17 protein-coding genes are annotated in these 23,908 nt (G+C 67.3%); 9 read left to right on the top strand and 8 right to left on the bottom strand.

What is annotated here, in order from left to right; translation table 11 throughout:
• Positions 1 to 36 precede the first annotated feature (36 nt).
• Together AC5Y5O_RS19615 and AC5Y5O_RS19610 are read left to right on the top strand one after the other, a co-directional pair.
• On the top strand, positions 37 to 1,278 hold the full coding sequence (locus tag AC5Y5O_RS19615) for a cytochrome P450 (protein WP_500026849.1): 1,242 nt from the start codon (positions 37 to 39) through the stop codon (positions 1,276 to 1,278).
• A complete protein-coding gene (locus tag AC5Y5O_RS19610; RefSeq protein WP_370499385.1) occupies positions 1,278 to 1,856 on the top strand; it encodes a TetR/AcrR family transcriptional regulator in 579 nt (192 codons plus the stop codon). Before AC5Y5O_RS19615 ends, AC5Y5O_RS19610 begins: the two co-directional genes overlap by 1 nt.
• On the opposite strand, the gene AC5Y5O_RS19605 is transcribed toward AC5Y5O_RS19610, so the two are convergent.
• Together AC5Y5O_RS19605 and AC5Y5O_RS19600 are read right to left on the bottom strand one after the other, a co-directional pair.
• Positions 1,853 to 2,992, bottom strand: a complete 1,140-nt coding sequence (locus AC5Y5O_RS19605) for an acyltransferase family protein (protein WP_500026845.1) — start codon at positions 2,990 to 2,992, stop codon at positions 1,853 to 1,855. The genes AC5Y5O_RS19610 and AC5Y5O_RS19605 overlap by 4 nt on opposite strands.
• Positions 2,989 to 4,707: a DEAD/DEAH box helicase gene (locus AC5Y5O_RS19600; protein WP_500026843.1), complete on the bottom strand. Its 1,719-nt coding sequence runs from the start codon at positions 4,705 to 4,707 to the stop codon at positions 2,989 to 2,991. Before AC5Y5O_RS19600 ends, AC5Y5O_RS19605 begins: the two co-directional genes overlap by 4 nt.
• A 122-nt stretch (positions 4,708 to 4,829) precedes the next feature.
• On the opposite strand from AC5Y5O_RS19600, the gene AC5Y5O_RS19595 reads away from it, so the two are divergent.
• On the top strand, positions 4,830 to 5,414 hold the full coding sequence (locus AC5Y5O_RS19595; protein WP_370499420.1) for an LppP/LprE family lipoprotein: 585 nt from the start codon (positions 4,830 to 4,832) through the stop codon (positions 5,412 to 5,414).
• Positions 5,415 to 5,472: 58 nt separating this feature from the next.
• Entirely contained in the window at positions 5,473 to 8,889 is a 3,417-nt protein-coding gene (locus tag AC5Y5O_RS19590; RefSeq protein WP_500026841.1) for a TM0106 family RecB-like putative nuclease, read from the top strand.
• On the opposite strand, the gene AC5Y5O_RS19585 is transcribed toward AC5Y5O_RS19590, so the two are convergent.
• Complete coding sequence (locus AC5Y5O_RS19585; protein ID WP_096291308.1) at positions 8,886 to 10,823, bottom strand: MFS transporter; 1,938 nt, start codon at positions 10,821 to 10,823, stop codon at positions 8,886 to 8,888. The genes AC5Y5O_RS19590 and AC5Y5O_RS19585 overlap by 4 nt on opposite strands.
• A 330-nt stretch (positions 10,824 to 11,153) precedes the next feature.
• Here AC5Y5O_RS19585 and AC5Y5O_RS19580 point away from each other — a divergent pair, with 330 nt between their 5' ends.
• From AC5Y5O_RS19580 to AC5Y5O_RS19565, 4 genes are all read left to right on the top strand, one after another.
• A complete protein-coding gene (locus AC5Y5O_RS19580) occupies positions 11,154 to 11,942 on the top strand; it encodes a hypothetical protein (RefSeq protein ID WP_500026838.1) in 789 nt (262 codons plus the stop codon).
• Between the two features lie 181 nt (positions 11,943 to 12,123).
• Complete coding sequence (locus AC5Y5O_RS19575; RefSeq protein WP_500026835.1) at positions 12,124 to 15,840, top strand: multifunctional oxoglutarate decarboxylase/oxoglutarate dehydrogenase thiamine pyrophosphate-binding subunit/dihydrolipoyllysine-residue succinyltransferase subunit; 3,717 nt, start codon at positions 12,124 to 12,126, stop codon at positions 15,838 to 15,840.
• A gap of 77 nt (positions 15,841 to 15,917) precedes the next feature.
• On the top strand, positions 15,918 to 16,784 hold the full coding sequence (locus AC5Y5O_RS19570) for an SDR family NAD(P)-dependent oxidoreductase (RefSeq protein ID WP_096291309.1): 867 nt from the start codon (positions 15,918 to 15,920) through the stop codon (positions 16,782 to 16,784).
• A gap of 68 nt (positions 16,785 to 16,852) precedes the next feature.
• Positions 16,853 to 17,686, top strand: a complete 834-nt coding sequence (locus AC5Y5O_RS19565; protein WP_096289642.1) for an SDR family NAD(P)-dependent oxidoreductase — start codon at positions 16,853 to 16,855, stop codon at positions 17,684 to 17,686.
• Positions 17,687 to 17,690: 4 nt separating this feature from the next.
• On the opposite strand, the gene AC5Y5O_RS19560 is transcribed toward AC5Y5O_RS19565, so the two are convergent.
• The 3 genes from AC5Y5O_RS19560 to AC5Y5O_RS19550 are packed head-to-tail and all read right to left on the bottom strand — an operon-like array spanning position 17,691 to position 20,783.
• Positions 17,691 to 18,569 carry a glycine betaine ABC transporter substrate-binding protein gene (locus AC5Y5O_RS19560; protein ID WP_500026826.1) on the bottom strand — a complete coding sequence of 293 codons (879 nt, stop codon included), beginning with the start codon at positions 18,567 to 18,569 and terminating at the stop codon, positions 17,691 to 17,693.
• A complete protein-coding gene (locus AC5Y5O_RS19555; protein ID WP_500026821.1) occupies positions 18,566 to 19,738 on the bottom strand; it encodes an NAD(P)-dependent malic enzyme in 1,173 nt (390 codons plus the stop codon). The genes AC5Y5O_RS19560 and AC5Y5O_RS19555 overlap by 4 nt, the downstream gene beginning before the upstream one ends.
• Before the next feature lie 55 nt (positions 19,739 to 19,793).
• Complete coding sequence (locus AC5Y5O_RS19550; RefSeq protein WP_500026817.1) at positions 19,794 to 20,783, bottom strand: malate dehydrogenase; 990 nt, start codon at positions 20,781 to 20,783, stop codon at positions 19,794 to 19,796.
• 216 nt (positions 20,784 to 20,999) lie between these two features.
• Between AC5Y5O_RS19550 and corA the strand changes: the two genes are divergently transcribed.
• Positions 21,000 to 22,097, top strand: a complete 1,098-nt coding sequence (gene corA / locus AC5Y5O_RS19545) for a magnesium/cobalt transporter CorA (RefSeq protein WP_500026813.1) — start codon at positions 21,000 to 21,002, stop codon at positions 22,095 to 22,097.
• A 27-nt stretch (positions 22,098 to 22,124) separates the two neighbouring features.
• On the opposite strand, the gene AC5Y5O_RS19540 is transcribed toward corA, so the two are convergent.
• Together AC5Y5O_RS19540 and AC5Y5O_RS19535 are read right to left on the bottom strand one after the other, a co-directional pair.
• The gene (locus AC5Y5O_RS19540; protein ID WP_096289647.1) at positions 22,125 to 22,742 is read right to left on the bottom strand and encodes a suppressor of fused domain protein; all 618 of its coding nucleotides are present in this window, start codon (positions 22,740 to 22,742) and stop codon (positions 22,125 to 22,127) included.
• On the bottom strand, positions 22,739 to 23,908 hold the full coding sequence (locus tag AC5Y5O_RS19535; RefSeq protein WP_096289648.1) for an ABC transporter ATP-binding protein: 1,170 nt from the start codon (positions 23,906 to 23,908) through the stop codon (positions 22,739 to 22,741). Before AC5Y5O_RS19535 ends, AC5Y5O_RS19540 begins: the two co-directional genes overlap by 4 nt.

The following is a 23,908-nucleotide window of genomic DNA, read 5'->3' as shown; positions in this document are numbered from 1 at the left end:
GTTGACATCTAGCACTCATTGTCGTACGAATGAGACATGGCAGCAGTTATGTCTCATAACGCACCGGTCATGTTCGCGCTCGCCACCGCCGATACCTGGCCGAACCCATGGCCGATGTACCGCGCGCTGCGCGACCACGACCCCGTCCATCACGTGGTGCCCCCCAAACATCCCGAGCAGGACTACTACGTGCTGTCCCGGCACGCCGACGTGTGGGCGGCGGCGCGCGACCACGAGACGTTCTCCTCGGCCCAAGGCCTGACGGTCAACTACGGTGACCTGGAAATGATTGGGCTGCAAGATAACCCGCCGTTCGTGATGCAGGACCCGCCGGTCCACACCGAGTTTCGCAAGCTGGTGTCGCGCGGGTTCACACCTCGCCAGGTGGAGGCGGTCGAGCCCAAGGTTCGGCAATTCGTCGTGGAGCGCATCGAGGGCTTGCGCGCCCAGGGCGGCGGCGACATCGTCGCCGAGCTGTTCAAGCCGCTGCCCTCAATGGTAGTCGCGCATTATCTCGGTGTGCCCGAGGAAGATTGGGCCCAATTCGACGGCTGGACCCAGGCAATCGTCGCGGCCAACACCGCCGACGGCGGCGTCGCGGGCGCATTGGAGACCGTAGGCGACGCGGTCGGATCGATGATGGCCTACTTCACCGGGCTGATCGAGCGCCGCCAGGTCGAGCCGCAGGACGACACCATCTCCCACCTCGTCGCCGCGGGAGTCGGCGCCGAGGGCGACATCTCGGGCACCCTGTCGATTCTGGCGTTCACCTTCACGATGGTCACCGGCGGCAACGACACCGTGACCGGCATGCTCGGCGGTTCGATGCCGCTGCTGCACCAGCGGCCCGATCAGCGAAAGCTGTTGGTGGACAACCCCGAACTCATCACCGACGCCGTCGAGGAGCTGTTGCGGCTGACCTCGCCGGTGCAGGGGTTGGCCCGCACCACCACACGCGACGTGGCGATCGGCGACACCACCATCTCGGCGGGTCGCCGGGTGCTGCTGCTGTACGGCTCGGCCAACCGCGACGAACGTCAATACGGGCCGGACGCCGGTGAACTCGACGTCACGCGCCGCCCGCGCAATATCCTGACCTTCAGCCACGGCGCCCACCACTGCCTGGGCGCGTCGGCGGCGCGGATGCAATCGCGGGTCACCCTGACCGAACTGCTGGCCCGCTGCCCGGATTTCGACGTCGATGAGAATTCGATCGGGTGGGCGGGCGGCAGCTACGTGCGCCGTCCGGTGTCGGTGCCGATCACCGTGAAGTCCTGATGCCGGGTAACGACTGGCTTGCCTCGAGCCGCAGCGAGGCGGCGGTGGACCGCATCCTCGACGCGGCCGGGCAGCTCTACACCCAACGCGATTCGAACTCGATCGGCATGAACGAAATCGCCAGGGCCGCAGGCTGTTCCCGCGCGACGCTGTATCGGTACTTCGACAACCGCGAGGCGCTGCGCACCGCCTACATCCACCGCGAGACGCACCGGCTGGGCCGCGACATCATTGAGCGCACCGGCGGCATCGAGGACCCCCGCGAAAAGCTGGTGGTGAGCATTCTCGTCACGCTGGGCATGGTTCGCGAGAGCCCGGCATTGGCGTCGTGGTTTGCCACCACCCGTCCGCCGATCGGTGGCGAGCTGGCCGGACAATCCGACGTGATCGCGGCCCTGGCATCGGCGTTCCTGAGTTCGCTGGGACCTGACGATCCCGCCGCCATCGAACGCCGAGCCCGTTGGACGGTGCGGGTGATCGTCTCGCTGCTGACCTATCCGGGACGCGATGCGCACGACGAGCGGGCGATGATCGAGGAATTCGTCGTCCCGATCATCACGCCGGTCGGCACCCACTAGGCGCGTACCCGGGTGAGGCGGTGCAGCAGCCACGCCAACGGGATCGTCACCACCAGCGTCGCGACGAACAGATACAGCATCGGCCCGGTGTACACGTGGGCGCGCACGATGTAGACCATCGTGAATTCCATGGTCACCAGGTGGATCAGGAAGATCTCGTAGGAGATCTCGCCGAGCCACACCATCGGCCGGCTGGCCAGCAGCTGCCAGTACCAGCCGTAGCCCTCGAGGGCCAGCGGGGCCACCGCCAGGGTGGCGATCACCGCGTAGAACACCGTCTTGACGACCGCCTCCGGCGTCGACGCCGGCGACGTGGTGGGCGCACCGCCGATCGGGGTCGCGACGATGAAATAGCAGATGGCCGCCAACGGGATGGCCGCGAACGCGTAGCAGCGCACCCCCATTGCCTGCAGCACTGCCAGCAACATGCCGCCCAGAAACCACGCCAGATAGGTCGGTAGCCACAGCCGGGCGCCGTCGGCGAACCAATGATCGGTGTGCACCAACACCACCCATATCGGACTGATCAACGACAGCGCCAACAGCGTGCCCACCAACAACCGGGGTCGCCAGCGCCGCCGGCAGATCACCACCAACAACAGGTAAGACAGAAACGGCAGGATGACGTAGAAGGATGCCTCGACCGCCAGGCTCCACATCTGGGTCAGGCCCTGATGCAGATACTTGCCGAGGTAGCCGTCGGTGTAGATCTGCGTCAACGTGAGGTTGCGGACCAGTCCGAGCCAGGAATGCCCGGGGTTGGGTCCGGCATCGCGGAAGTGGTACAGCACATAGGCGAACAGCACGGTGATGACGTAGGCCGGCATGATGCGCCGAACCCGATGCCACGCATAGCGACTCACCGACGGTGACGGTCCACCGGTGACGGCGGCCTTCACCCAGGGACGGAACAGCAGAAAGCCGGACAGCACGAAGAAGATCGGCACGCCGATCTCCATCCGGGCGCCGACCAGGCCCCAATAGCCGTGCGTGTACTTGCCGGTGGTGTAGGCGGCGTGGGTGCCGACGACCAGGATCGCCGCGACCGCGCGGATGCCGGTCAGGGAAGCGACCCGGTCGACGTGCGCGACAGCCTCGAGTCCGCCTTGGGCGTCCCGTTCGTCGGACAGGGTCATCCGGCGTCGTTTCTGCGCGGCTTGGGCCCACCGCGCCGGGGCTTATCCGAGGACTTGCCGGACGAGCGATCCGGCTTGAGGTCGATCAGCACACCCGAGATACGGGTTTTCTCAAGCTTTTTCAGCGTCGCCGCCGGCAGCTTGACGGGCAACTCCACCAGCGAGAAGTCCGGCCCGATGGCGATGTGGCCGAAATCGCTGCGGTGCAGGCCACCTTCGTTGGCGATGGCGCCGACGATCGCCCCCGGACCGATCTTGTGCCGCTTGCCGACGGCGATCCGGTAGGTCTGGAATGATCTTGTGCCCCTTGGTTTTTCCGGACGCTCCCGACGCTCGCCGTCACGCTCGGGCCGCTCGCGGCGCTGTCGCGGCGGTTCGGGCACCATCAAGAACTCTTCGCCGTCCCGGGACTGCACCGCCAACGCCGCGGCGATGTCGGCCATCGGGACATCGTGCTCACGCTCGTAGTCCTGCACCAGCTTGCGGAACAGGTCAAGTCCCGGATTGGCCAGCGCGGCGGTGATGGAATCGGCGAATTTCGACACCCGCTGCGCGTTGACGTCTTCGACGGTGGGCAGTTCGGACTCGGTCAGCGACTGACGCGTGGCCTTCTCAATCGACTTGAGCAGATGGCGTTCCCGCGGGGAGACGAACAACAGTGCGGTGCCCGAACGTCCGGCCCGGCCGGTGCGTCCGATGCGGTGGACGTAGGACTCGGTGTCGTGCGGGATGTCGTAGTTGAGCACGTGTGAGATGCGCTCCACGTCCAGGCCTCTGGCCGCCACATCGGTGGCGACCAGGATGTCGATGCTGCCGTCCTTCAGCGCGGCGACGGTCCGCTCGCGCTGAGCCTGGGCGATATCGCCGTTGATGGCGGCCGCGGAAAAGCCTCGGGCCCGCAGCTTTTCGGCCACCTCTTCGGTCGCCTGCTTGGTGCGCACGAAGACGATCATCGCCTCGAACGGCTCGACTTCCAGAATTCGCGTCAGCGCGTCCATCTTGCGGGGCCCGGCGACCTGAATGTAGCGCTGCGAAATATTTTCGGCGGTAGCGGTTTTCGCTTTCGAGGTGACTTCGAACGGGTCGTGCAGGTACTTGTTGGTGATCTTGCGGATCGCCGGTGGCATGGTCGCCGAGAAGAGAGCAACCTGCTTGTACTCCGGAGTTTCGCTCAGGATGCGGTCGACTTCCTCGGCGAAACCCATCGTGAGCATCTCGTCGGCCTCGTCGAGCACCAGGTAGTCCACCCGGGACAGGTCCAGCGTCCCGCGTTCGAGGTGGTCGATCACGCGGCCCGGCGTGCCGACCACCACCTGGGCGCCCCGGCGCAGCCCGGCCAGCTGCACGCCGTAGGACGCCCCGCCGTAAATCGGGAGCACGTTGAGCTGCCGCAGGTGGGCGCCGTAGCGGCTGAACGCCTCGGCCACCTGCAGGGCCAGTTCGCGGGTGGGCGCCAGGACAAGGGCCTGGGTTGCTTTGCTGGTGACGTCGATTTTGGACAGGATCGGGGTCGCGAACGCCGCCGTCTTGCCGGTGCCGGTCTGCGCCAGGCCGACCACGTCCGAACCCGCCATCAGTGCCGGAATGGTCGCCGCCTGGATTCCGGTCGGCGACTCGTAGCCGACATCGGCGAGCGCCCGCACGACGTCGGGATGAATCTGCAGGTCGGCGAACGAAGTAGCGGCCGCTTCAGGCGTGCCGTCGGGGACTGTCATCGTGGGAAGAAGTTTAGTGGTGGCCGCGAGCACAGCGCAGCTGGGCGCGTGGGACGTGACATCGACCGGGCGCCACGGCGCGCGGCATGCCTGTCACACCGGCGCGCGCGATGCCGGTACGGTTGCGCGATGTGTGGTGCCTACCGTGCCGTGTCGAGCCACTGACCGTCGGCGTCCTGCTCGCCGTGACGTTGTCCGGCTGCGGTTCGGGAGATTCGACGGTGGCCAAGACGCCGCAGGCCACCACGTCGACCGCGTCGATCACCGCACCCGCCACACCCAAGCCGACCGAAATCGCGTCGCCGGGTTCCAGCGCGCCGGCCGACCCCTGCGCGGTCGACCTGACCTCGCCCACGATCGCGAAGGTGGTCTCCGAGTTGCCCCGCGATCCGCGCAGTCAGCAGGCGTGGAACCCGGAGCCGCTGGCCGGTAATTACAACCAGTGCGCACAGCTTTCCGCGGTGATCATCAAGGCCAACACGAACGCGGTCAACGCGACCACCCGGGCGGTGCTGTTCCATCTCGGCCAGTTCATCCCGCAGGGGGTGCCCGACACCTACGGGTTCAACGGCATCGACGCGGCGCAAACCACCGGCGACACGGTTGCGCTGACCTATCCCAGCGGTATCAACGGCCTGAACACCAACGTCCGATTCCATTGGAACGGCAACACCGTCGAGCTGATCGGCAACGGCCCCGGGCACTGACCCGGCGCGCCTTCGCGCAATCGCATCGCTGTCGGCCACCTCACCTACAGTGGCTGCTGTGTTCGTCACCGACGACAGCATCCTGTACAGCGCGTCGGACCTGGCCGCGGCCGCCCGATGCGAGTACGCGCTGCTCCGGAATTTCGACGCGAAGCTGGGCCGGGGGCCCGCCGTCGACGTCGAGGACGACCTGCTCGCGCGCACCGCCGCCCTTGGTGACGACCACGAGCGACGCGAACTCGACCGGCTGCGCGACGAGTTCGCTGACGGCGTCGCGGTCATCGGGCGTCCGGCCTACACGCTGGCCGGTCTGACCGCCGCCGCCGAGGCGACCCGGCGCGCGATCGCCAATCACGCTCCGGTGGTGTATCAAGCCGCGATGTTCGACGGTCGCTTCGTCGGGTTCGCCGACTTCCTGGTCGCCGACGGCGGGCAGTATCGGCTCGTCGACACCAAGCTGGCCCGCTCCCCCAAGGTCACCGCGCTACTGCAGCTGGCGGCCTATGCCGACGCACTGACCCGGATGGGCGTGGCGGTCGCGGACGAGGCCGAACTGCGGCTGGGCGACGGCTCGGTCGTGCGCTATCGGGTCTGCGATCTGATCCCAGTCTTTCGTTCCCAGCGCGTGCAGTTGCAGCGGCTGCTCGACGAGCACCACGCCGGCGCGACCGCCGTGCGCTGGGAGGACGAGGGGGTGCGGGCGTGTTTTCGGTGTCCGCTGTGCGTCGAGCAGGTGCAGGCCACCGATGATCTGCTGCGGGTGGCCGGCATGCGCATCAGCCAGCGGGACAGGCTGATTGCTGCCGGGATCACCACGGTCGCCGACCTGGCCCGGCACTGCGGGCCGGTGCCCGATTTGGCTCCCAGCGCGGTGGCCAAGCTGACCGCCCAAGCGAAACTACAAGTACGGCAACGGGATACCGGTATTGCGCAGTTCGAGGTGGTCGATCCGCAGCCGCTGACGCTGTTGCCGGAGCCCGACCCCGGTGATCTGTTCTTCGACTTCGAGGGCGATCCGCTGTGGACCGCCGACGGCCAGGATTGGGGGTTAGAGTACCTGTTCGGCGTGCTCGATGCCGCAGGGAAATTCAGCCCGTTGTGGGCGCACAATCGGGTCGACGAGCGCAAGGCCCTGATCGATTTCCTGGCGATGGTGAAAAAGCGCCGCAAACGCCGGCCCAACATGCACATCTACCATTACGCGCCGTACGAGAAGACCGCGCTGTTGCGGCTGGCCGGACGCTACGGCGTCGGCGAGGACGAAGTCGACGACCTATTGCGCAGCGGGACGCTGGTGGACCTGTATCCGTTGGTGCGCAAGAGCATTCGATGCGGCGCCGAATCGTTCAGCCTCAAGGCCCTTGAGCCGCTGTACATGGGAGCACAACTGCGCTCGGGCGACGTGACCACCGCCGCCGACTCGATCACCTCCTACGCCAAGTCCTGCGAACTGCGCGACACCGGCCGCGCCGACGAGGCCGAGACCGTGCTCAAGGAGATCGAGGACTACAACCACTACGACTGCCGGTCGACCCAAGAGCTGCGCAACTGGCTGCTGGTGCGTGCGTGGGAATCCGGCGTCACTCCCGTTGGTGCCCAACCGGTTTCCGGCGGCAGCACCGTCGAGGACCACGACGAGCTGGCGGCCACACTGGCGGCGTTCACCGGGGACGCCGCCGTCGGCGACCGCACGCCGGAACAGGTCGCCGTCGCACTGGTGGGCGCGGCGCGCGGCTACCACCGGCGCGAGGACAAACCGTTCTGGTGGGCGCATTTCGACCGGCTGAATTTCCCGGTCGACGAATGGGCGGACAACACCGACGTATTCGTCGCCGACCCGGCACCGGGCAGCGTATCGGTCAGCGTGGACTGGCATACCCCGCCGAAGGCCCGCAAGCCGCAGCGACGGGTGAGGATGCGCGGCGAGCTGGCCCGCGGTGACCTGGTGCGTGACGTCTTCGCACTCTACGAGGCGCCGGCGCCGCCGAGCATGACCGACAACCCCGACCGGCGCGCCGCCGGACGGGCCACCGTCGTCGAGGCCGATGATCCGGCAGTGCCCACCGAAGTCGTCATCCTCGAACGAATAGGCAGCGATGGCAATGCTTTTCACCAACTACCCTTCGCGCTGACGCCCGGTCCGCCGCTGCCCACGACCGCGCTGCGCGAGTCGATCGAGTCTACCGCGATCGCGGTGGCCGCCGGGCTGGCGCAACTGCCCCGCACGGCGATGATCGACGTCCTGCTGCGTGCCGCGCCACGCACCAAAAGCGCGCTGCCGCGCAGTGGTGACACGATCGCCGATATCACTACGGCGGCACTGGATCTCGAGTCGTCATACCTTGCGGTACACGGGCCGCCGGGGACCGGAAAGACCTACACCGCGGCGGCGGTGATCACCCGCCTGGTCACCGAGCACGGCTGGCGGGTGGGTGTGGTCGCGCAGTCGCACGCCACGGTGGAGAACCTGCTCGACGCGGTGATCGATGCCGGGCTGGAGCCGGGCCGGGTCGCGAAGAAGAAGTACGACCACCACGCCCCGCGCTGGCAGGAGATCGACGGCAGCGAATATCCGGCGTTCATCTCGGCCCACGCCGGATGCGTGATCGGCGGCACGGCTTGGGATTTCGCCAACGCCAATCGGGTGCCACCGCGAAGCCTGGATCTCCTCGTGATCGACGAGGCGGGCCAGTTCTGCCTGGCCAACACGATCGCCGTGGCGCCGGCGGCACGCAACCTGCTGCTGCTCGGGGACCCGCAGCAGCTACCCCAGGTCAGTCAGGGCACCCATCCCGAGCCCGTCGACACCTCCGCCCTCGACTGGCTGGTCGACGGTCAGCGCACGCTGCCCGACGAGCGCGGCTACTTTCTGGACCTGTCCTACCGGATGCACCCGGCCGTTTGCGCCGCGGTCTCCGAGCTGTCGTATGAAGGCCGACTGCATTCGGTCACCGAGCGCACCGCCGCCCGCCGCCTCGACGGCTGTGCGCCCGGAGTGCGCGTGCTTTCGATTCGACACCAAGGTAATTCGATCGAAAGCCGCGAGGAGGCCGAGGCGATCGTCGACGAGATCGGGCGCCTACTCGGGTCGTCGTGGAGCGACGAGCACGGCAGCCGGCCGCTGGCCGCCCCGGACGTGTTGGTGCTGGCGCCGTACAACGCTCAGGTGGCACTGATGCGCGAGCGGCTGGCATCGGTGGGTTTGGATGCGGTACGGGTCGGGACCGTCGACAAGTTCCAGGGCGGACAGGCGCCGGTGGTCTTCATCTCGATGACAGCATCGTCGGTCGATGAAGTGCCACGCGGAATCTCGTTCCTGCTCAACAGGAATCGGCTCAACGTCGCGGTCAGTCGGGCCCAGTACGCAGCGGTGATCGTGCGTTCGGAGCTGCTGACCGAATACCTGCCGACCACACCGGCCGGCCTGCTGGAGCTGGGCGGCTTTCTGGCGCTGACGGGCAGCGGTGAAGCCTAGCTGCCCGAGGAATGCCGGCCGCGGCCGGTGGGATCGTCGTCCGGGCCGTAACGCTGCCCCCGCGGCGCCCGCAGAGAGCCGTCCACCCGCCGCCCCGGCGACGGGGCGCTGCGATCGCTGCGGGTAGCCGGGCCGTGCCAGTGCGGCGGTAGCTCGACGACAGACCGGTACCGCTTTTCGCGATCGATGTGAGATCCGTTGTGGGCGAAACCAATCGGCTCGGGCCGCGACGGCGGATCGTCGCGACGGCGGCGGCGCGGCCCGGCGGGATCGCTGTGCAGCTCCTCGGGCCGCGCTACCGCGGCCCTCGGCAGCGTCACCTCGGCCCTGGGCGGTGCGCTTGCGGCGCGGGGCGCGGGCGGGCTGCTCTGCTCGCGGCGCAGGATGACTTCGACGTAGTCGTCGTCGTCATCGTGATCGTCGTCGTTCGGCGGCGCCGCGCTTTTGCCCGTACGCGACATCGTCGAGGACGCGAAGCCGACCAGGAACAGCGCGGCGACGATCCCGAACAACGCGATGAACGCGGGCAGCAGCACCGACTGCGACATCGCCGCCGCGAAGGGCTCACGCACGAATTCGGGCAATTGCAACGGAATAGCGCCATCGGCCGCATCGTGCTCGGACACCTCGGGCGGCATCTCGGCACCGATGCGCCACGCCATGAACGCGGCCATCGCGGCGCTGCCGAGTACCGCCCCGAGCTGGCGGACCGAGTTGTAGACGGCGGAACCGGTTCCGGCCAGTTCGGGTGGCAGATTGCGGGTCGCGGTGGCCGTCAGCGGCGACCACACGAACGCCATCCCGACACCGACCAGGAAGAACGCCGACAGCAGCAGCCAGATCGGCGTGTCGGGCGTCATCTCGAACGACAACCAGGTCAACGAGATCGCCAGCACCGAAAAGCCGAGCCCCAGCACCGGGCGCGGGTGGTATCGGTCGACGATCAGGCCGACGAACGGCGCGAGCACGCCATTGGCAATCGCCATCGGGGCGATCACCAGGGCCGACATGGTCGGCGTCAGCCCGCACACCAACTGCGTATAGAAGGTCAGCGGCAACATCATCGCGGTCGCCGAGAACGACGTGATGCCGACCCCGAGGCTGCACAGACTGAAATCGCGGTCGGTGAACACGTCCAGCGGGATCAGCGGCTCGCGGGTGTTCACCGACTGCCAGTAGACGAACGCGGAGACGAACCCGACGCCGGCCACGACCGTCGCCCAGATCCATGGCTGCCAATGAGCCGACTGGCCCTGCTGCAGACCGAACACGATCAGGAACATGCCCACCCCGGACAGAGCGACGCCGACCAGATCGAACCGATGCGCCCGGGTGGGCAGTTCGGGAATCAGCCCCACCGCCAGTGCCAGCCCGACCAGACCGATCGGGATGTTGACGAAGAAGATCCATTTCCAGCCCAGCCCGTCCACCAGCACGCCACCGGCCAACGGGCCCACCAGGCTGGCGACCCCGGCGGTGGAGCCCCACAGGCTGACCGCGATCCCGCGCCGCTGCGGCGGGAAGATCCGCGTGATCGTCGACAACGTCTGCGGGGTGAGCACGCCAGCCCCGATCCCCTGCACCACCCGGGCGGCGATGAGCATGCCGGCGCCACCGGCCAGTCCGCACCACATCGAGGCGGCGGTGAATGCCACCAGGCCGATCAGGTAGAGGTTTTTCGGCCCGTACCGATCCCCCAGGCGGCCGGCCACCAGCAGCACCACCGCGTACCCGAGCAGGTAGGCGCTCGTCACCCAGATGACCGCGTCGTAGCCGATACGCAGGTCGGCCATGATCGTCGGGTTGGCGATCGCGACGATGGTCGAGTCGACCATGATCATGAAGAACCCGATCATCATCGCGAAGAGGGCAAGCCACGGGTTGTCGCGGCCGCGCGGCCCCGAGGGCGCGAGGAACTTGCGCTCCGGCTCCATGTCGGCACGGCTGGGCCCCGCGCGCCGGGTTCCGCCGGACGACCCGGACGTGGCCCCGGAAGTGGCCCCGGTCATGCACTCACCTCGCTTTAGCGCCCGACGACCGGCTTGCCGCCGTGAGCAGGTGTGATACCGCCCGCACGCCACGGTTCCCCCAGCTGCAGCCGACTAACGGCCCGCATCGCCGCCGAGCGGTGTCCCGCCTGCATTATTCCGGGTCGCCCGGCCACCCGCCGTCCGCGGTCGGGTTGACGCGCACGAATCGCGGCTGGCGCCACGTTCAGCAAACTCGCGTTAGCCTGAAGAGACGCCATTCGCAGGAGAGGCACCATGAGCGCGCGACGCACAAGGTCAGGGCCCTGGCCCCTGAGACGAACCGACCCACCGCCCGAGCACGTGCCGTCCGGCCGCCCCGGCCGCCCGAAGGCTTCGACGCGCGCATTGGCGCAGGTCATCGAGCGTAGTTCGCGGGCCCAGGGCCCCGCCGCCGAAGCACTGGTGGCCCGGCTGCGGCGCGCGAACCCCGACGCGAGCCCGGCCGAGATCGTCACCAAGCTGGAAAACCGTTACCTGACCGCGCTGATGGCCAGCGGTGCCGCGGTCGGTTCGGCGGCGACCTTCCCCGGGGTCGGGACGTTGACGGCGATGTCGGCGGGCGCCGGTGAAACCGTGTTCTTCCTGGAAGCGACCGCCATCTTCGTGCTGTCGACCGCCCTGGTCTACGGCATTCCGGCCGATCATTACGAACGGCGCCGCGCGCTGGTGCTGTCGGTGCTGGTCGGCGACGACAGCAAGCGGGCCATCGGCGAGTTGATCGGTCCGGCGCGCACCAACGGCGGGTGGCTGGCCGAAGGCATGGCCTCGCTGCCGCTGTCGAGCTTGGGCCGGTTCAACGCGCGCATGCTCAAGTACTTCGTCAAGCGGTACGCGTTGCGGCGCGGCGCGTTGATGTTCGGCAAAATGCTGCCCGTCGGCATCGGCGCCGTGGTCGGTGGCGGCGGCAATCGCATCATCGGCAAGAAGATCATCCGCAATGCCCGCCACGCGCTCGGCCCGCCGCCGGTCCGCTGGCCGAACCCCTTGCACGTGTTGCCGCCGGTGCGCGAGGCGAGCCGGTAGCCCCCAGGACCCCGGTTCCCAAGGTCTCGCTGGCGAATCAGCAGCGAAGGGTTAGCCTTTATGGGGCGGAAACGTACCAGTCCGCCGCGGGTGTGAGGTACCTCGTCGACCGAGGTGCGCAGAGTCGCAGGCGCCGGGGCAATGGGCTTGCAGAGCAAAGGAATTGAGGCGAACAGCGACCGTGAGCAATAGCAGTTCACCATTCGGGCAAAACGAATGGCTGGTCGAGGAGATGTACCGCAAGTTCCGCGACGACCCAACGTCGGTGGATCCCAGCTGGCACGAGTTCCTGGTGGACTACAACCCGGAGTCTGCCGCCGCGGCCCAGGACGCGCCGAGCCCGGCTGACGCGCAGCCCGCCGCGGCACCCAAGCCGGTCGCTGTCGCCGAACCGCCGGCCGCCGCGGCTCAGCCCGCCGCCACCCCGGCCGGCAACGGCGCCGCCACCCCGGCGCCCGCCGCGCCCGCGCCGCCCAAGCCCGCCGCGCCCCCACCGGCCGAAGGCGACGAGGTGCAGGTGCTGCGTGGCGCCGCCGCGGCCGTCGTCAAGAACATGTCCGCATCGCTGGATGTGCCGACGGCGACCAGCGTCCGTGCCGTCCCGGCGAAGTTGATGATCGACAACCGGATCGTCATCAACAACCAACTCAAGCGCACCCGCGGCGGCAAGATCTCCTTCACCCACCTGCTGGGCTACGCGCTGGTGCAGGCGGTCAAGAAATTCCCCAACATGAACCGGCACTACGCCGAGGTCGACGGCAAGCCCACCGCGGTCACCCCGGCGCACACCAACCTCGGTCTGGCCATCGACCTGCAGGGCAAGGACGGCAAGCGTTCGCTGGTGGTGGCCGGCATCAGAGGCTGCGAGACGATGCGCTTCGCGGAGTTCGTCTCCGCCTACGAAGACATCGTGCGCCGCGCCCGTGACGGCAAGCTGACCGCCGAAGACTTTGCCGGAGTGACGATTTCGCTGACCAACCCGGGCACCATCGGCACCGTGCACTCGGTGCCGCGACTGATGGCCGGCCAGGGCGCCATCATCGGTGTGGGCGCGATGGAATATCCCGCCGAATTCCAGGGCGCCAGCGAGGAGCGCATCGCAGAACTCGGTATCGGCAAGCTGATCACCCTCACCTCGACCTACGACCACCGCATCATCCAGGGTGCGGAATCGGGTGACTTCCTGCGCACCATCCACGAGATGCTGCTTTCGGATGCGTTCTGGGACGACATCTTCCGTGAGCTGGGCAACCCGTACCTGCCGGTGCGATGGAGCACCGACAACCCGGACTCGATCGTCGACAAGAACGCCCGGGTGATGGAATTGATTGCGGCATATCGCAATCGCGGGCATCTGATGGCCGACATCGACCCACTGCGGTTGGACACCAGCCGATTCCGCAGCCACCCCGACCTGGAAATCCTCAATCACGGCCTGACGCTGTGGGATCTGGACCGGGTGTTCAAAGTCAACGGCTTCGCCGGCTGTGAGTACAAAAAGCTGCGCGACGTGCTCGGCCTGCTGCGCGATGCCTACTGCCGCCACATCGGCGTGGAATACACCCACATTCTCGAGCCCGAGCAGCAGCGCTGGCTGGAAGAGCGGGTCGAGACCAAGCACGTCAAACCGACGGTGGGCGAACAGAAGTACATTCTGAGCAAGCTCAACGCGGCCGAGGCCTTCGAAACCTTCCTGCAGACCAAATACGTTGGGCAGAAGCGGTTCTCGCTGGAAGGCGCCGAAAGCCAGATCCCGCTGATGGACGCGGTGATCGATCAGTGCGCCGAGCACAGCCTGGACGAAGTGGTTATCGCCATGCCGCACCGGGGCCGGCTCAACGTGCTGGCCAACATCGTCGGCAAGCCCTATTCGCAGATCTTCAGCGAGTTCGAGGGCAACCTCAACCCGTCGCAGGCGCACGGTTCCGGTGACGTGAAGTACCACCTCGGTGCCACCGGCGTGTACCTGCAGATGTTCGGCGACAACGACATTGCGGTGTCGCTGACCGCCAACCCGTCACACCTGGAGGCCGTCGACCCGGTCCTCGAGGGTCTGGTTCGGGCCAAGCAGGACCTTTTGGAACTGGGGCACGTCGACGGCGAAGAAGAACGGGCCTTCTCGGTGATGCCGCTGATGCTGCACGGCGACGCCGCCTTCGCCGGCCAGGGCGTGGTCGCCGAGACGCTGAACCTGGCACTGCTGCCCGGCTACCGCGTCGGTGGCACGATCCACGTGATCGTCAACAACCAGATCGGCTTCACCACCGCGCCGGAGTTCTCCCGGTCCAGCGAATACTGCACCGACGTGGCGAAAATGATTGGCGCGCCGATCTTCCACGTCAACGGCGACGACCCGGAAGCCTGCGTGTGGGTGGCGCGGCTGGCCGTGGACTTCCGCCAGAAGTTCCACAAGGACGTCATCATCGACATGTTGTGCTACCGCCGTCGCGGCCACAACGAGGGCGACGACCCGTCGATGACCAACCCCTACATGTACGACGTCGTCGACACCAAGCGCGGCGCCCGCAAGAGCTACACCGAAGCGTTGATCGGCCGCGGTGACATCTCGATGAAGGAGGCCGAGGACGCGCTGCGCGACTACCAGGGCCAACTGGAGCAGGTGTTCAACGAGGTCCGTGAGGTGGAAAAGCACGGCGTGCAGCCGAGCGCATCGGTGGAGGCCGACCAGCCGGTGCCCGCGGGGCTGGCCACCGCGGTGGACAAGGCGCTGCTGGCCCGCATCGGCGACGCGTTTCTGGCCGCGCCGGAGGGATTCTCGGTGCACCCGCGCGTGCAGCCGGTGCTCGAGAAGCGCCGGGAGATGGCCTACGAGGGCAAGATCGACTGGGCCTTCGGCGAGCTGCTGGCGCTGGGATCCCTTGTCGCAGAAGGCAAGCTGATCCGGCTGTCCGGCCAGGACACCCGCCGTGGCACCTTCTCGCAGCGCCACTCGGTGATCATCGATCGCCACAACTGCGCGGAGTTCACGCCGCTGCAGCTACTTGCGACCAACCCCGACGGCACCCCGACCGGGGGCAAGTTCCTGGTCTACGACTCGCCGTTGTCCGAATACGCCGCCGTGGGTTTCGAGTACGGCTACACCGTGGGCAACCCGGACGCACTGGTGCTGTGGGAGGGGCAGTTCGGCGATTTCGTCAACGGCGCGCAGTCGATCATCGACGAGTTCATCAGCTCCGGTGAGGCCAAGTGGGGCCAATTGTCCAACGTGGTGCTGCTGCTGCCGCACGGCCACGAAGGCCAGGGTCCGGACCACACCTCCGGCCGGATCGAGCGCTTCCTGCAGCTGTGGGCCGAAGGTTCGATGACGATCGCGATGCCGTCGACGCCGTCGAACTACTTCCACCTGCTGCGCCGGCACGCGCTGGACGGGATTCAGCGCCCGCTGATCGTATTCACCCCGAAGTCGATGCTGCGCAACAAGGCGGCCGTCAGCGACATCCGGGACTTCACCGAGATCAAGTTCCGCTCGGTGCTCGAGGAACCCACCTACGAAGAAGGCATCGGCGATCGCGGCAAGGTCCGCCGGATCCTGCTGACCAGCGGCAAGATCTACTACGAGCTGGCGGCACGCAAGGCCAAGGAGAACCGCGACGACATCGCGATTGTGCGGATCGAGCAGCTTGCGCCGCTGCCGAAGCGGCGGCTGAGCGAAACGCTGGACCGCTACCCCGACGCCGGCGAGTACTTCTGGGTTCAGGAAGAGCCGGCCAACCAGGGGGCCTGGCCCCGGTTCGGCCTGGAGCTGCCCGAGCTACTGCCGGACAAACTGACCGGCATCAAGCGCATCTCGCGCCGGGCGATGTCGGCGCCGTCGTCGGGATCGTCGAAGGTGCACGCGGTCGAACAACAGGAGATACTCGACACCGCATTCGGCTGAGTTTTTCAGTCACCGGCTGGACCTCCGCAGACACCAGTTAACCTCGACGCATGGGGCGGACTTGGGAAAGGGTGTACATGCAGAAGTTCGCCGGCAAGGTCGCCGTCGTGACCGGCGCGGGTTCGGGCATCGGTCAGGCGCTGGCCGTCGAACTCGGCCGCGCGGGTGCCAGCCTTGCGATCAGTGACGTCAACACCGAAGGACTGGCCCAGACCGAAGAGCAGCTGAAGGCGATCGGCGCGCCGGTCAAGGCCGACCAACTGGACGTCACCGAGCGCGAGGCTTTTCTGGCCTACGCCGACGCCGTCAACGACCACTTCGGCAAGGTCAACCAGATCTACAACAACGCGGGCCTCACCCACATCGGCACCCTCGAGTTCAGCGACTTCAAGGACATCGAACGGGTGATGGACGTCGACTTCTGGGGTGTCGTCAATGGCACCAAAGCCTTTCTCCCCCATGTGATCGCGTCCGGGGACGGCCACATCATCAACATCTCCAGCGTGCTCGGGGTGATGGCGCTGCCCGGTCAGGTCGCCTACGTCTCGGCCAAGTTCGCGGTCCGCGGGTTCACCGAGGCGCTGCGCCAGGAGATGGCGGTGGCCGGCCACCCGGTGGGGGTGACCGTTGTACACCCGGGCGGTGTCAAGACCGCGTTCGGCACCAACGCCGCCGTCGCCGAGGGCATGGGCATCGACCACGACGAGATGCTGGAGAACTTCGACCAGCAGGTAGCCAAGACCACACCGCAACAGGCCGCTCAAACCATCATGGCCGCGGTGGGCAAGAACAGGGCCCGGGTGCTGATCGGCGCCGACGCGAAATCCGCGGACCTGCTGGTGCGCGTTGCCGGTACGCGCTACCACGAACTGCTGTTCGGTGGGCCGGGCCTGCTGGGCCGGGTGACGACCTTCGCGCGCGGGTTGCTGGCGCGCAGGAGCTGACCCGTTACTACCCGGGACCGCCGGTACCGGTAATCTCGAGACAATTGTGGACATGAGGGAGGGTGCACGTGCAGGGGTTCGCCGGCAAGATCGCGGTGGTCACGGGCGCGGGTTCAGGCATCGGCCAGGCGCTGGCCGTCGAGCTGGCGCGCTCGGGTGCCAGCGTCGCGATCAGTGACGTCAACACCGAGGGACTGGCCCAGACCGAGGAACGGCTCAAGGCCATCGGCGCGCCGGTGCGCTCCGATCGGCTCGACGTGAGCGAACGCGAGGCCTTCCTGGCCTACGCCGACGCCGTCAACGAGCACTTCGGCAAGGTCAACCAGATCTACAACAACGCCGGCATCGCGTTCACCGGCGACATCGAGGTCAGCCAGTTCAAGGACATCGAACGGGTGATGGACGTCGACTTCTGGGGAGTTGTCAACGGCACCAAGGCATTTCTGCCCCACCTGATCGCGTCCGGGGACGGCCACGTCGTCAACGTCTCCAGCGTGTTCGGGTTGTTCTCGGTGCCGGGCCAGGCCGCCTACAACGCGGCAAAGTTCGCGGTGCGCGGGTTCACCGAGGCGCTGCGCCAGGAGATGTGGGTGGCCGGGCATCCGGTTAAGGTGACCACGGTGCACCCGGGCGGAATCAAGACCGGGATCGCGCGCAACGCCACCGCGGCCGAAGGAATCGACGCGGCCCAACTGGCCAAGGTCTTCGACAAGCGGATGGCCAGGACCAGCCCGGAGACGGCCGCGCGGGTGATCCTGGACGCGGTCCGCAAGAACAAGCCCCGGGTGCTGGTCGGCACGGACGCCAAAGTGCTCGATGCCCTGGTGCGCCTCACCGGCCCGGGATACCAGCGGCTGTTCGGGACCGCCACGCGCCGCATTCTGCCCAGCGGCAAGCGGTAGATCCTCAGCGCCCCAACGGGTGTTCGGCCAGCCAGGCGCCCGCCACCGCCAACGCGTCGGCACCGTCGGCGACCTGGCGGCGCATGTCGGCCAGGGCCGCGGTGTCCAGCACACCCGCCACTTCGTTGAGCGCCAGCACCTGCCGATCAGTCAGCGCGTTGCGGCGGTAGAGCGGCACCACGTTCTCCGCCCGGATCAGCGCCGGCTTGCCGTCGGCCAGTGACACGAGGTCGCCCGGAATGGCGGGGTCGGCGGTGGTGGTCCATCCCGTGGTCAGCTGCCCGGCCAGTATCGCCGCGAACATCGTTGTGCCGTCCGGGAATTCGCGAGGAGCGGGCAGCCGGCAGCTACCGATCGCCGACGGCGCCTGACGACCGGCCACCATCCCGACAATGAGCCCGTCACAGTGCTTGGGCAGCACGGAAAGATCCGCACTGCGGTCCTGCCCACCCCAGGCCTTGGCGGTCGGCTGGGTCACCAGCAGCACCGGCTTGTCCTCGGCGGCGGTGGTGTAGTCACCCGCGGCGATGCCCTCCGGCAGCGCCGACACCATGGCGCGGTAGACCTGCGCGTCGGAGATCGCCGTGGCCCCGGGCTGCAAGCTCTGCAGCATCTGACCGGTGAAGGCGGGCGTGACGGTGAAGGCGCCGGAGTCCAGTCGCGCCATCGGATCGTCAGCGGTCTGAACTTCCGCGGCGAAACCGTAGGACCGCAGCGCCGCGAGGTAGACGCCGGCCAGCAGCCTCGACGTCGGATCGTTGCGGGAACCGACCACCAGAGCAGACACATCGCGGTGATCGCCGGGGCCGGCCGAACAGCCGGCGCAGAGCGAGGCGGCGAGCACGACGGCGATCAGCAGCGCCGCCAGCTTGCCGATTCTCACGCCGAGGAGTCTGCCGCCTGCGCCACGGCTTGCGCCACCGCCTCGCCGACACCCGGTTCCAGCGGGCTCGGCACGATCCGGTCGGCCGAGAGGTCGTCGCTCACGACGGCGAAGATCGCCTCGGCCGCGGCCACCATCATCTTTTGAGTGATTCGCCGGGCCCCGGCGTCCAGCGCGCCGCGGAACACCCCGGGGAACGCCAGCACATTGTTGATCTGGTTCGGAAAGTCGCTGCGGCCGGTGGCCACCACGGCGGCGTACTTGGCCGCGATGTCGGGACGGATCTCCGGGTCGGGATTCGACAACGCGAACACGACGCAGTCCGGGGCCATCGTGGCGATGAGCTCCTCGGGCACCACGCCGGCCGACACCCCCAGAAACACGTCGGCTTCCTTGAGTGCTTCCACCATGCCGCCGGCCAGACCGCGGGGGTTGCTGCTGCGTGCCAGATCGGTCTTGACGACGTTCATGTCGTCGCGGCCGATGTGCAGGATGCCGCGCGAGTCGAGCACGGTGACATCCGAAACCCCCATGGCGAGAAGGAGTTTCGAGCACGCGACGCCTGCTGCCCCGGCACCCGAGACCACCACCCGCATCGAGCCCATGTCCCGGCCGAGCAACTTGGCAGCGCCCATCAACGCGGCCAGCACGACGATCGCGGTGCCGTGCTGGTCGTCATGCATCACCGGGCAGTCCAGCGCCTCGATGGCGCGTCGTTCGATCTCGAAGCAGCGCGGCGCCGAGATGTCCTCGAGGTTGACCGCACCGAACGTCGGCCGCAGCCGCACCAGGGTTTCGACGATCTCGTCGGGATCCTTGGTGTCCAACACGATCGGGATCGCGTCCAGATCGGCGAACTGCTTGAACAGCGCGCTCTTGCCCTCCATCACCGGCAGCGCCGCCGCCGGTCCGATGTCGCCGAGACCGAGCACCGCGCTGCCGTCGCTGACGACGGCCACCAGCCGGTTCGCCCACGTGTAGCGATCGGCCAGGGTGTGGTCGGCGGCGATCGCCCGACTGACCTGTGCGACGCCCGGCGTGTAGGCGATCGACAATGCGCGCTGCGTGTCCAGCGGGGCCTTCATCTCGACCGAAAGCTTCCCACCTACGTGGGCGTCGAAGATCTCGTCGTCCCCGATGTCGATCTGTGACGGCACGATTTCGGACACGCGCCCAGGGTACTGACTACTCATTAGTAGCCCTAATCGACTGTGTCGGAGCCCTTCAGATCAGCTTCAGCTCGGTGACCGCCGCCCGCTCGTCGACCAACTCGGCGGTGGTCCTGTCGATGCGGCCGCGGGAGAACTCGTCGATCTCCAGCCCCTGGACGATGGACCAGTCGCCGTCCTTGGTGGTCACCGGGAACGACGACACGATGCCCTCGGGCACGCCGTAGGAGCCGTCGGAGTACACCGCCATCGACACCCAGTCGCCGTCCGGGCTGCCCAGCAGCCAGGAGCGGGCGGCGTCGACGGTGGCCGAGGCGGCCGAGGCGGCCGAGGAGGCGCCGCGCGCATCGATGATCGCCGCACCACGCTTGGCGACGGTCGGGATGAAGTCGTTCTCGATCCAGTTCTGATCGCCCACGACCTCGGCGGCGTTCTTGCCGCCGACCTCGGCGTGGAAGATGTCCGGGTACTGGGTGGCCGAGTGGTTGCCCCAGATGGTCACCTTCTTGATGTCGGTGACCGCGGCACCGGTCTTCTTGGCCAGCTGCGAGATCGCCCGGTTGTGGTCCAGCCGGGTCAGCGCGGAGAACCGCTCCTTGGGGATGTCGGGGGCGTTGCTGAGCGCGATCAGCGCGTTGGTGTTGGCCGGGTTACCGGTCACGCCGATGCGGATGTCGTCGGCGGCAACCGAGTTCAGCGCCTTGCCCTGCGCGGTGAAGATCGCGCCGTTGGCTTCCAGCAGGTCGCTGCGCTCCATGCCCGGGCCGCGCGGCCGCGCGCCGACCAGCAGCGCCAGGTTCACGCCGTCGAAGATCTTGTTGGCGTCGGCGCCGATCTCGACGCCGGACAGCAACGGGAACGCGCAGTCGTCGAGTTCCATCACGACGCCCTCGAGTGCCTTGAGCGCGGGCTCGATCTCGAGCAGCCGCAGTTCGATCGGGCGGTCGGGCCCCAGCAGGGAGCCGCTGGCCAGGCGGAACAACAGGCTGTAGCCGATCTGGCCGGCAGCGCCGGTGACGGCGACCTTCAGAGGAGTTGCGCTCACGTCGTTGGCTCCTTTTGGAGAAAGTTCGGTCGTTTGGCTTCCGGTCGAAACTAGCGCACCCCCGGTTGCCGGAAATCTCCGGTCCGACGCCGCGCAGAATTCACCGCGGCGCATCGGGCAACCGATCTCCCGGCGTGCCTTTTCATTCGGTGTTTTACCAGTACGCGTAGCATGGAGCACCGCTCTGCCAGACCTGCGCTGCGTGAGGAGGTTACGGTGTTCGAGGGTTTCGACGCATTGCCCGAAGCGCTTCGCACGATCGCGCACGAGCCGCGTCCGGAGCCCGAGGCGCCACCCACCCCGCGCGATGCCCTGGTCGACTGCGCCGTCTACGTCGCGGGCCAACGGCTGCCCGGCAAGTTCAGCTACACGGCCGCCTGCAGCAAGGTGCACCAGATCGAGATGCTGGGGCATGAGGCCTTCGTCTGGGTCGGCTTGTACGAGCCCGACCAGACCCAGATGAAGGAAGTGGCTTACGTTTTCGGGTTGCACGCCCTGGCCGTCGAAGACGCGGTCTGCGCCCACCAACGGCCCAAGCTGGAGCGCTACGACGACACGCTGGTGCTGGTGCTCAAGACGGTCCAGTATGTCCCGCACGAGTCGGTGGCGCTGGCGCGCGAGATCGTGCAGAGCGGCGAGGTGATGGTCTTCGTCGGCAAGGATTTCGTGGTCACGGTCCGCCACGGCGAACACAGCGGACTGGCCGACGTGCGCAAGGCCATGGAAGCCGACGGCGAACAGCTGCGGCTGGGCCCGTTCGCGGTGATGCACGCGATCGCCGACCACGTCGTGGATCACTACCTCGAGGTGACCCAATTGATGGAGAGCGACATCGACAGCATCGAGGAGGTGGCCTTCGCCCCGGGCCGCAAGCTCGACATCGAACCGATCTACATGCTCAAGCGCGAAGTCGTTGAGCTTCGCCGTTGCGTCAACCCGCTGTCCGCGGCCTTCCACCGAATCCAGGTGGAGAACAAGGACCTGATCTCCAAAGAGGTCCGTCGCTATCTGCGCGACGTCGGCGATCACCACTCCGAGGCCGCCGACCAGATCGCCAGCTACGACGACATGCTCAACTCGCTGGTGCAGGCCGCGCTGGCCCGGGTCGGCATGCAGCAGAACAACGACATGCGCAAGATGGCGGCCTGGGCCGGTATCTTGGCGGTGCCCACCATGGTCGCCGCCATCTACGGCATGAACTTCCATTTCATGCCGGAGCTGGACTGGACGTACGGCTACCCGGGGATCATGGGGTTGATGACGTTGGCCTGCCTGGTCCTGTACTTCCAATTCCGGCGCAACAACTGGCTGTAGCCAGGCCGTCCGCCATCGGGTGCTGACTCAGTGTGGTTGTGCCGCACGGCGATTCGGATCCAGCACGTCGACACCGTCGCTCTGCCATGCCTGCCGCATGGCCTCGGCACCTTTGAGCCGCACCCACGCCGCCTCGGTCGCGGTGATCGGCGTCGCCGCCAGAAACGTCACCGGGTCGCGCGGGGGGTCCAGCGGCAGATCCGCAATGTCGCTGCGGCCCAACAGCACAGCGGTGAAGGGGACCCGCCGCGACGGCCATGCCCACAGCGGCGAACCAAGATCGATCAGCGCATCAGCGACGAGTACCACACCGTCGACGGCCGGTGCGGCCGCCAGTATCGCCAGGCTGCGGGCAATTCCGGTGGCCGGCCCCGGATCTCGCAGACAGAGCACGATCTCGGCGCGCGGGCCGCACTGCGGGTCGACGACGATTTCGCCTGGATCGCCCATCGGGTGGCGCGAGCATCCCAGCGACACGTACTGCACTATTTCTTCTGGCCCGTCAGCCCGCTTGCGGAACCGCAGCACTTCGGTGGGCTCGGCACCCAGAAAGGTCACGTTCGCCGAGTCGGGCTCACCCCACTGACCCGTCTTCGCGTAGTGGTCGCGCAGGTGGGCCCGGACCTGGTCCAGAATCTGCGTCACGTGCTCGGCACGGTCAGGTTCGCACCGGAATCGGCGTCGAACACGACGAGTTTCGCGGTGTCGAAGGCCAATTCGACCGTCTGGCCGATGACGGCCTTGGACTCGGCGGGAACCCGTGCCACGAACTGGTTTTCGACGACCTTCGACTCGGCGGCCAAGTCGTCGAGCTGCGCCGAATGCACGTCGCATCCGGTGGTGGTGAAGTACACATACTTGTCGGCCCCCAGCGATTCGACCAGGTCGACCTTCACCTCGAAGGTCGTCGCCGTGATGCGCTGGTAGCCGTCGATCAACGTGGCGTCCAGCAGGTGCTCGGGCCGCACCCCGACGATGACGTTGTCTGCTTTCGGGTGCCCGGCGATCACGTCCTGAACTTCCGGAGCCAGCATCACGTCGCCGAAGGGCAGCGTCAACCCCGACGATGTCAGCGTGGCGGGGAAGAAGTTCATCGGCGGTGAGCCGATGAAGCCCGCGACGAACAGATTCGCGGGGCGCTCGTAGAGCTCCGCGGGGGTGCCGACCTGCTGGGCGACACCGCCGTGCATCACCACCACGCGATCCCCCAGCGTCATCGCCTCGGTCTGGTCGTGGGTGACGTACACGGTGGTGGTGCCCAGCCGGCGCTGCAGCCGGGCGATCTCGCCGCGCATCTGCACTCGCAGCTTGGCGTCGAGGTTGGACAGCGGCTCGTCCATCAAGAAGGCCTTCGGCTGGCGCACGATGGCCCGGCCCATCGCTACGCGCTGCCGTTGCCCACCCGACAGTTGGGAGGGCTTACGATCCAGAAGTTCGCTCAGGTCAAGGATTTTCGCTGTTTCCTCGACCTTCTGCGCGATGTCGGCCTTCTTCATCTTCGCCAGGGTCAGCGGGAAGGCGATGTTTTGGCGAACCGTCATGTGCGGATACAGCGCGTAGGACTGGAACACCATCGCGATGTCGCGGTCCTTCGGCGCCTTCTCGTTGACGCGTTCGCCTCCGATGCGCAGCTCACCCGACGAGATATCCTCAAGGCCGGCAATCATATTCAGCGTGGTGGTCTTGCCACAGCCGGACGGGCCGACCAGGATCAGGAATTCGCCGTCGGCGATGGTGAGGTTCAGGTCGGCCACCGCGGTGTGCCCATCGGGGTAACTCTTGTTGACGTGCTCCAGCACGATCTCGGCCAT

The sequence above is a fragment of the Mycobacterium sp. NGS40 genome (assembly GCF_059812735.1).
Note: the sequence above shows the minus strand (reverse complement) of the source record. Positions and strands in the feature narration are given on the sequence as shown.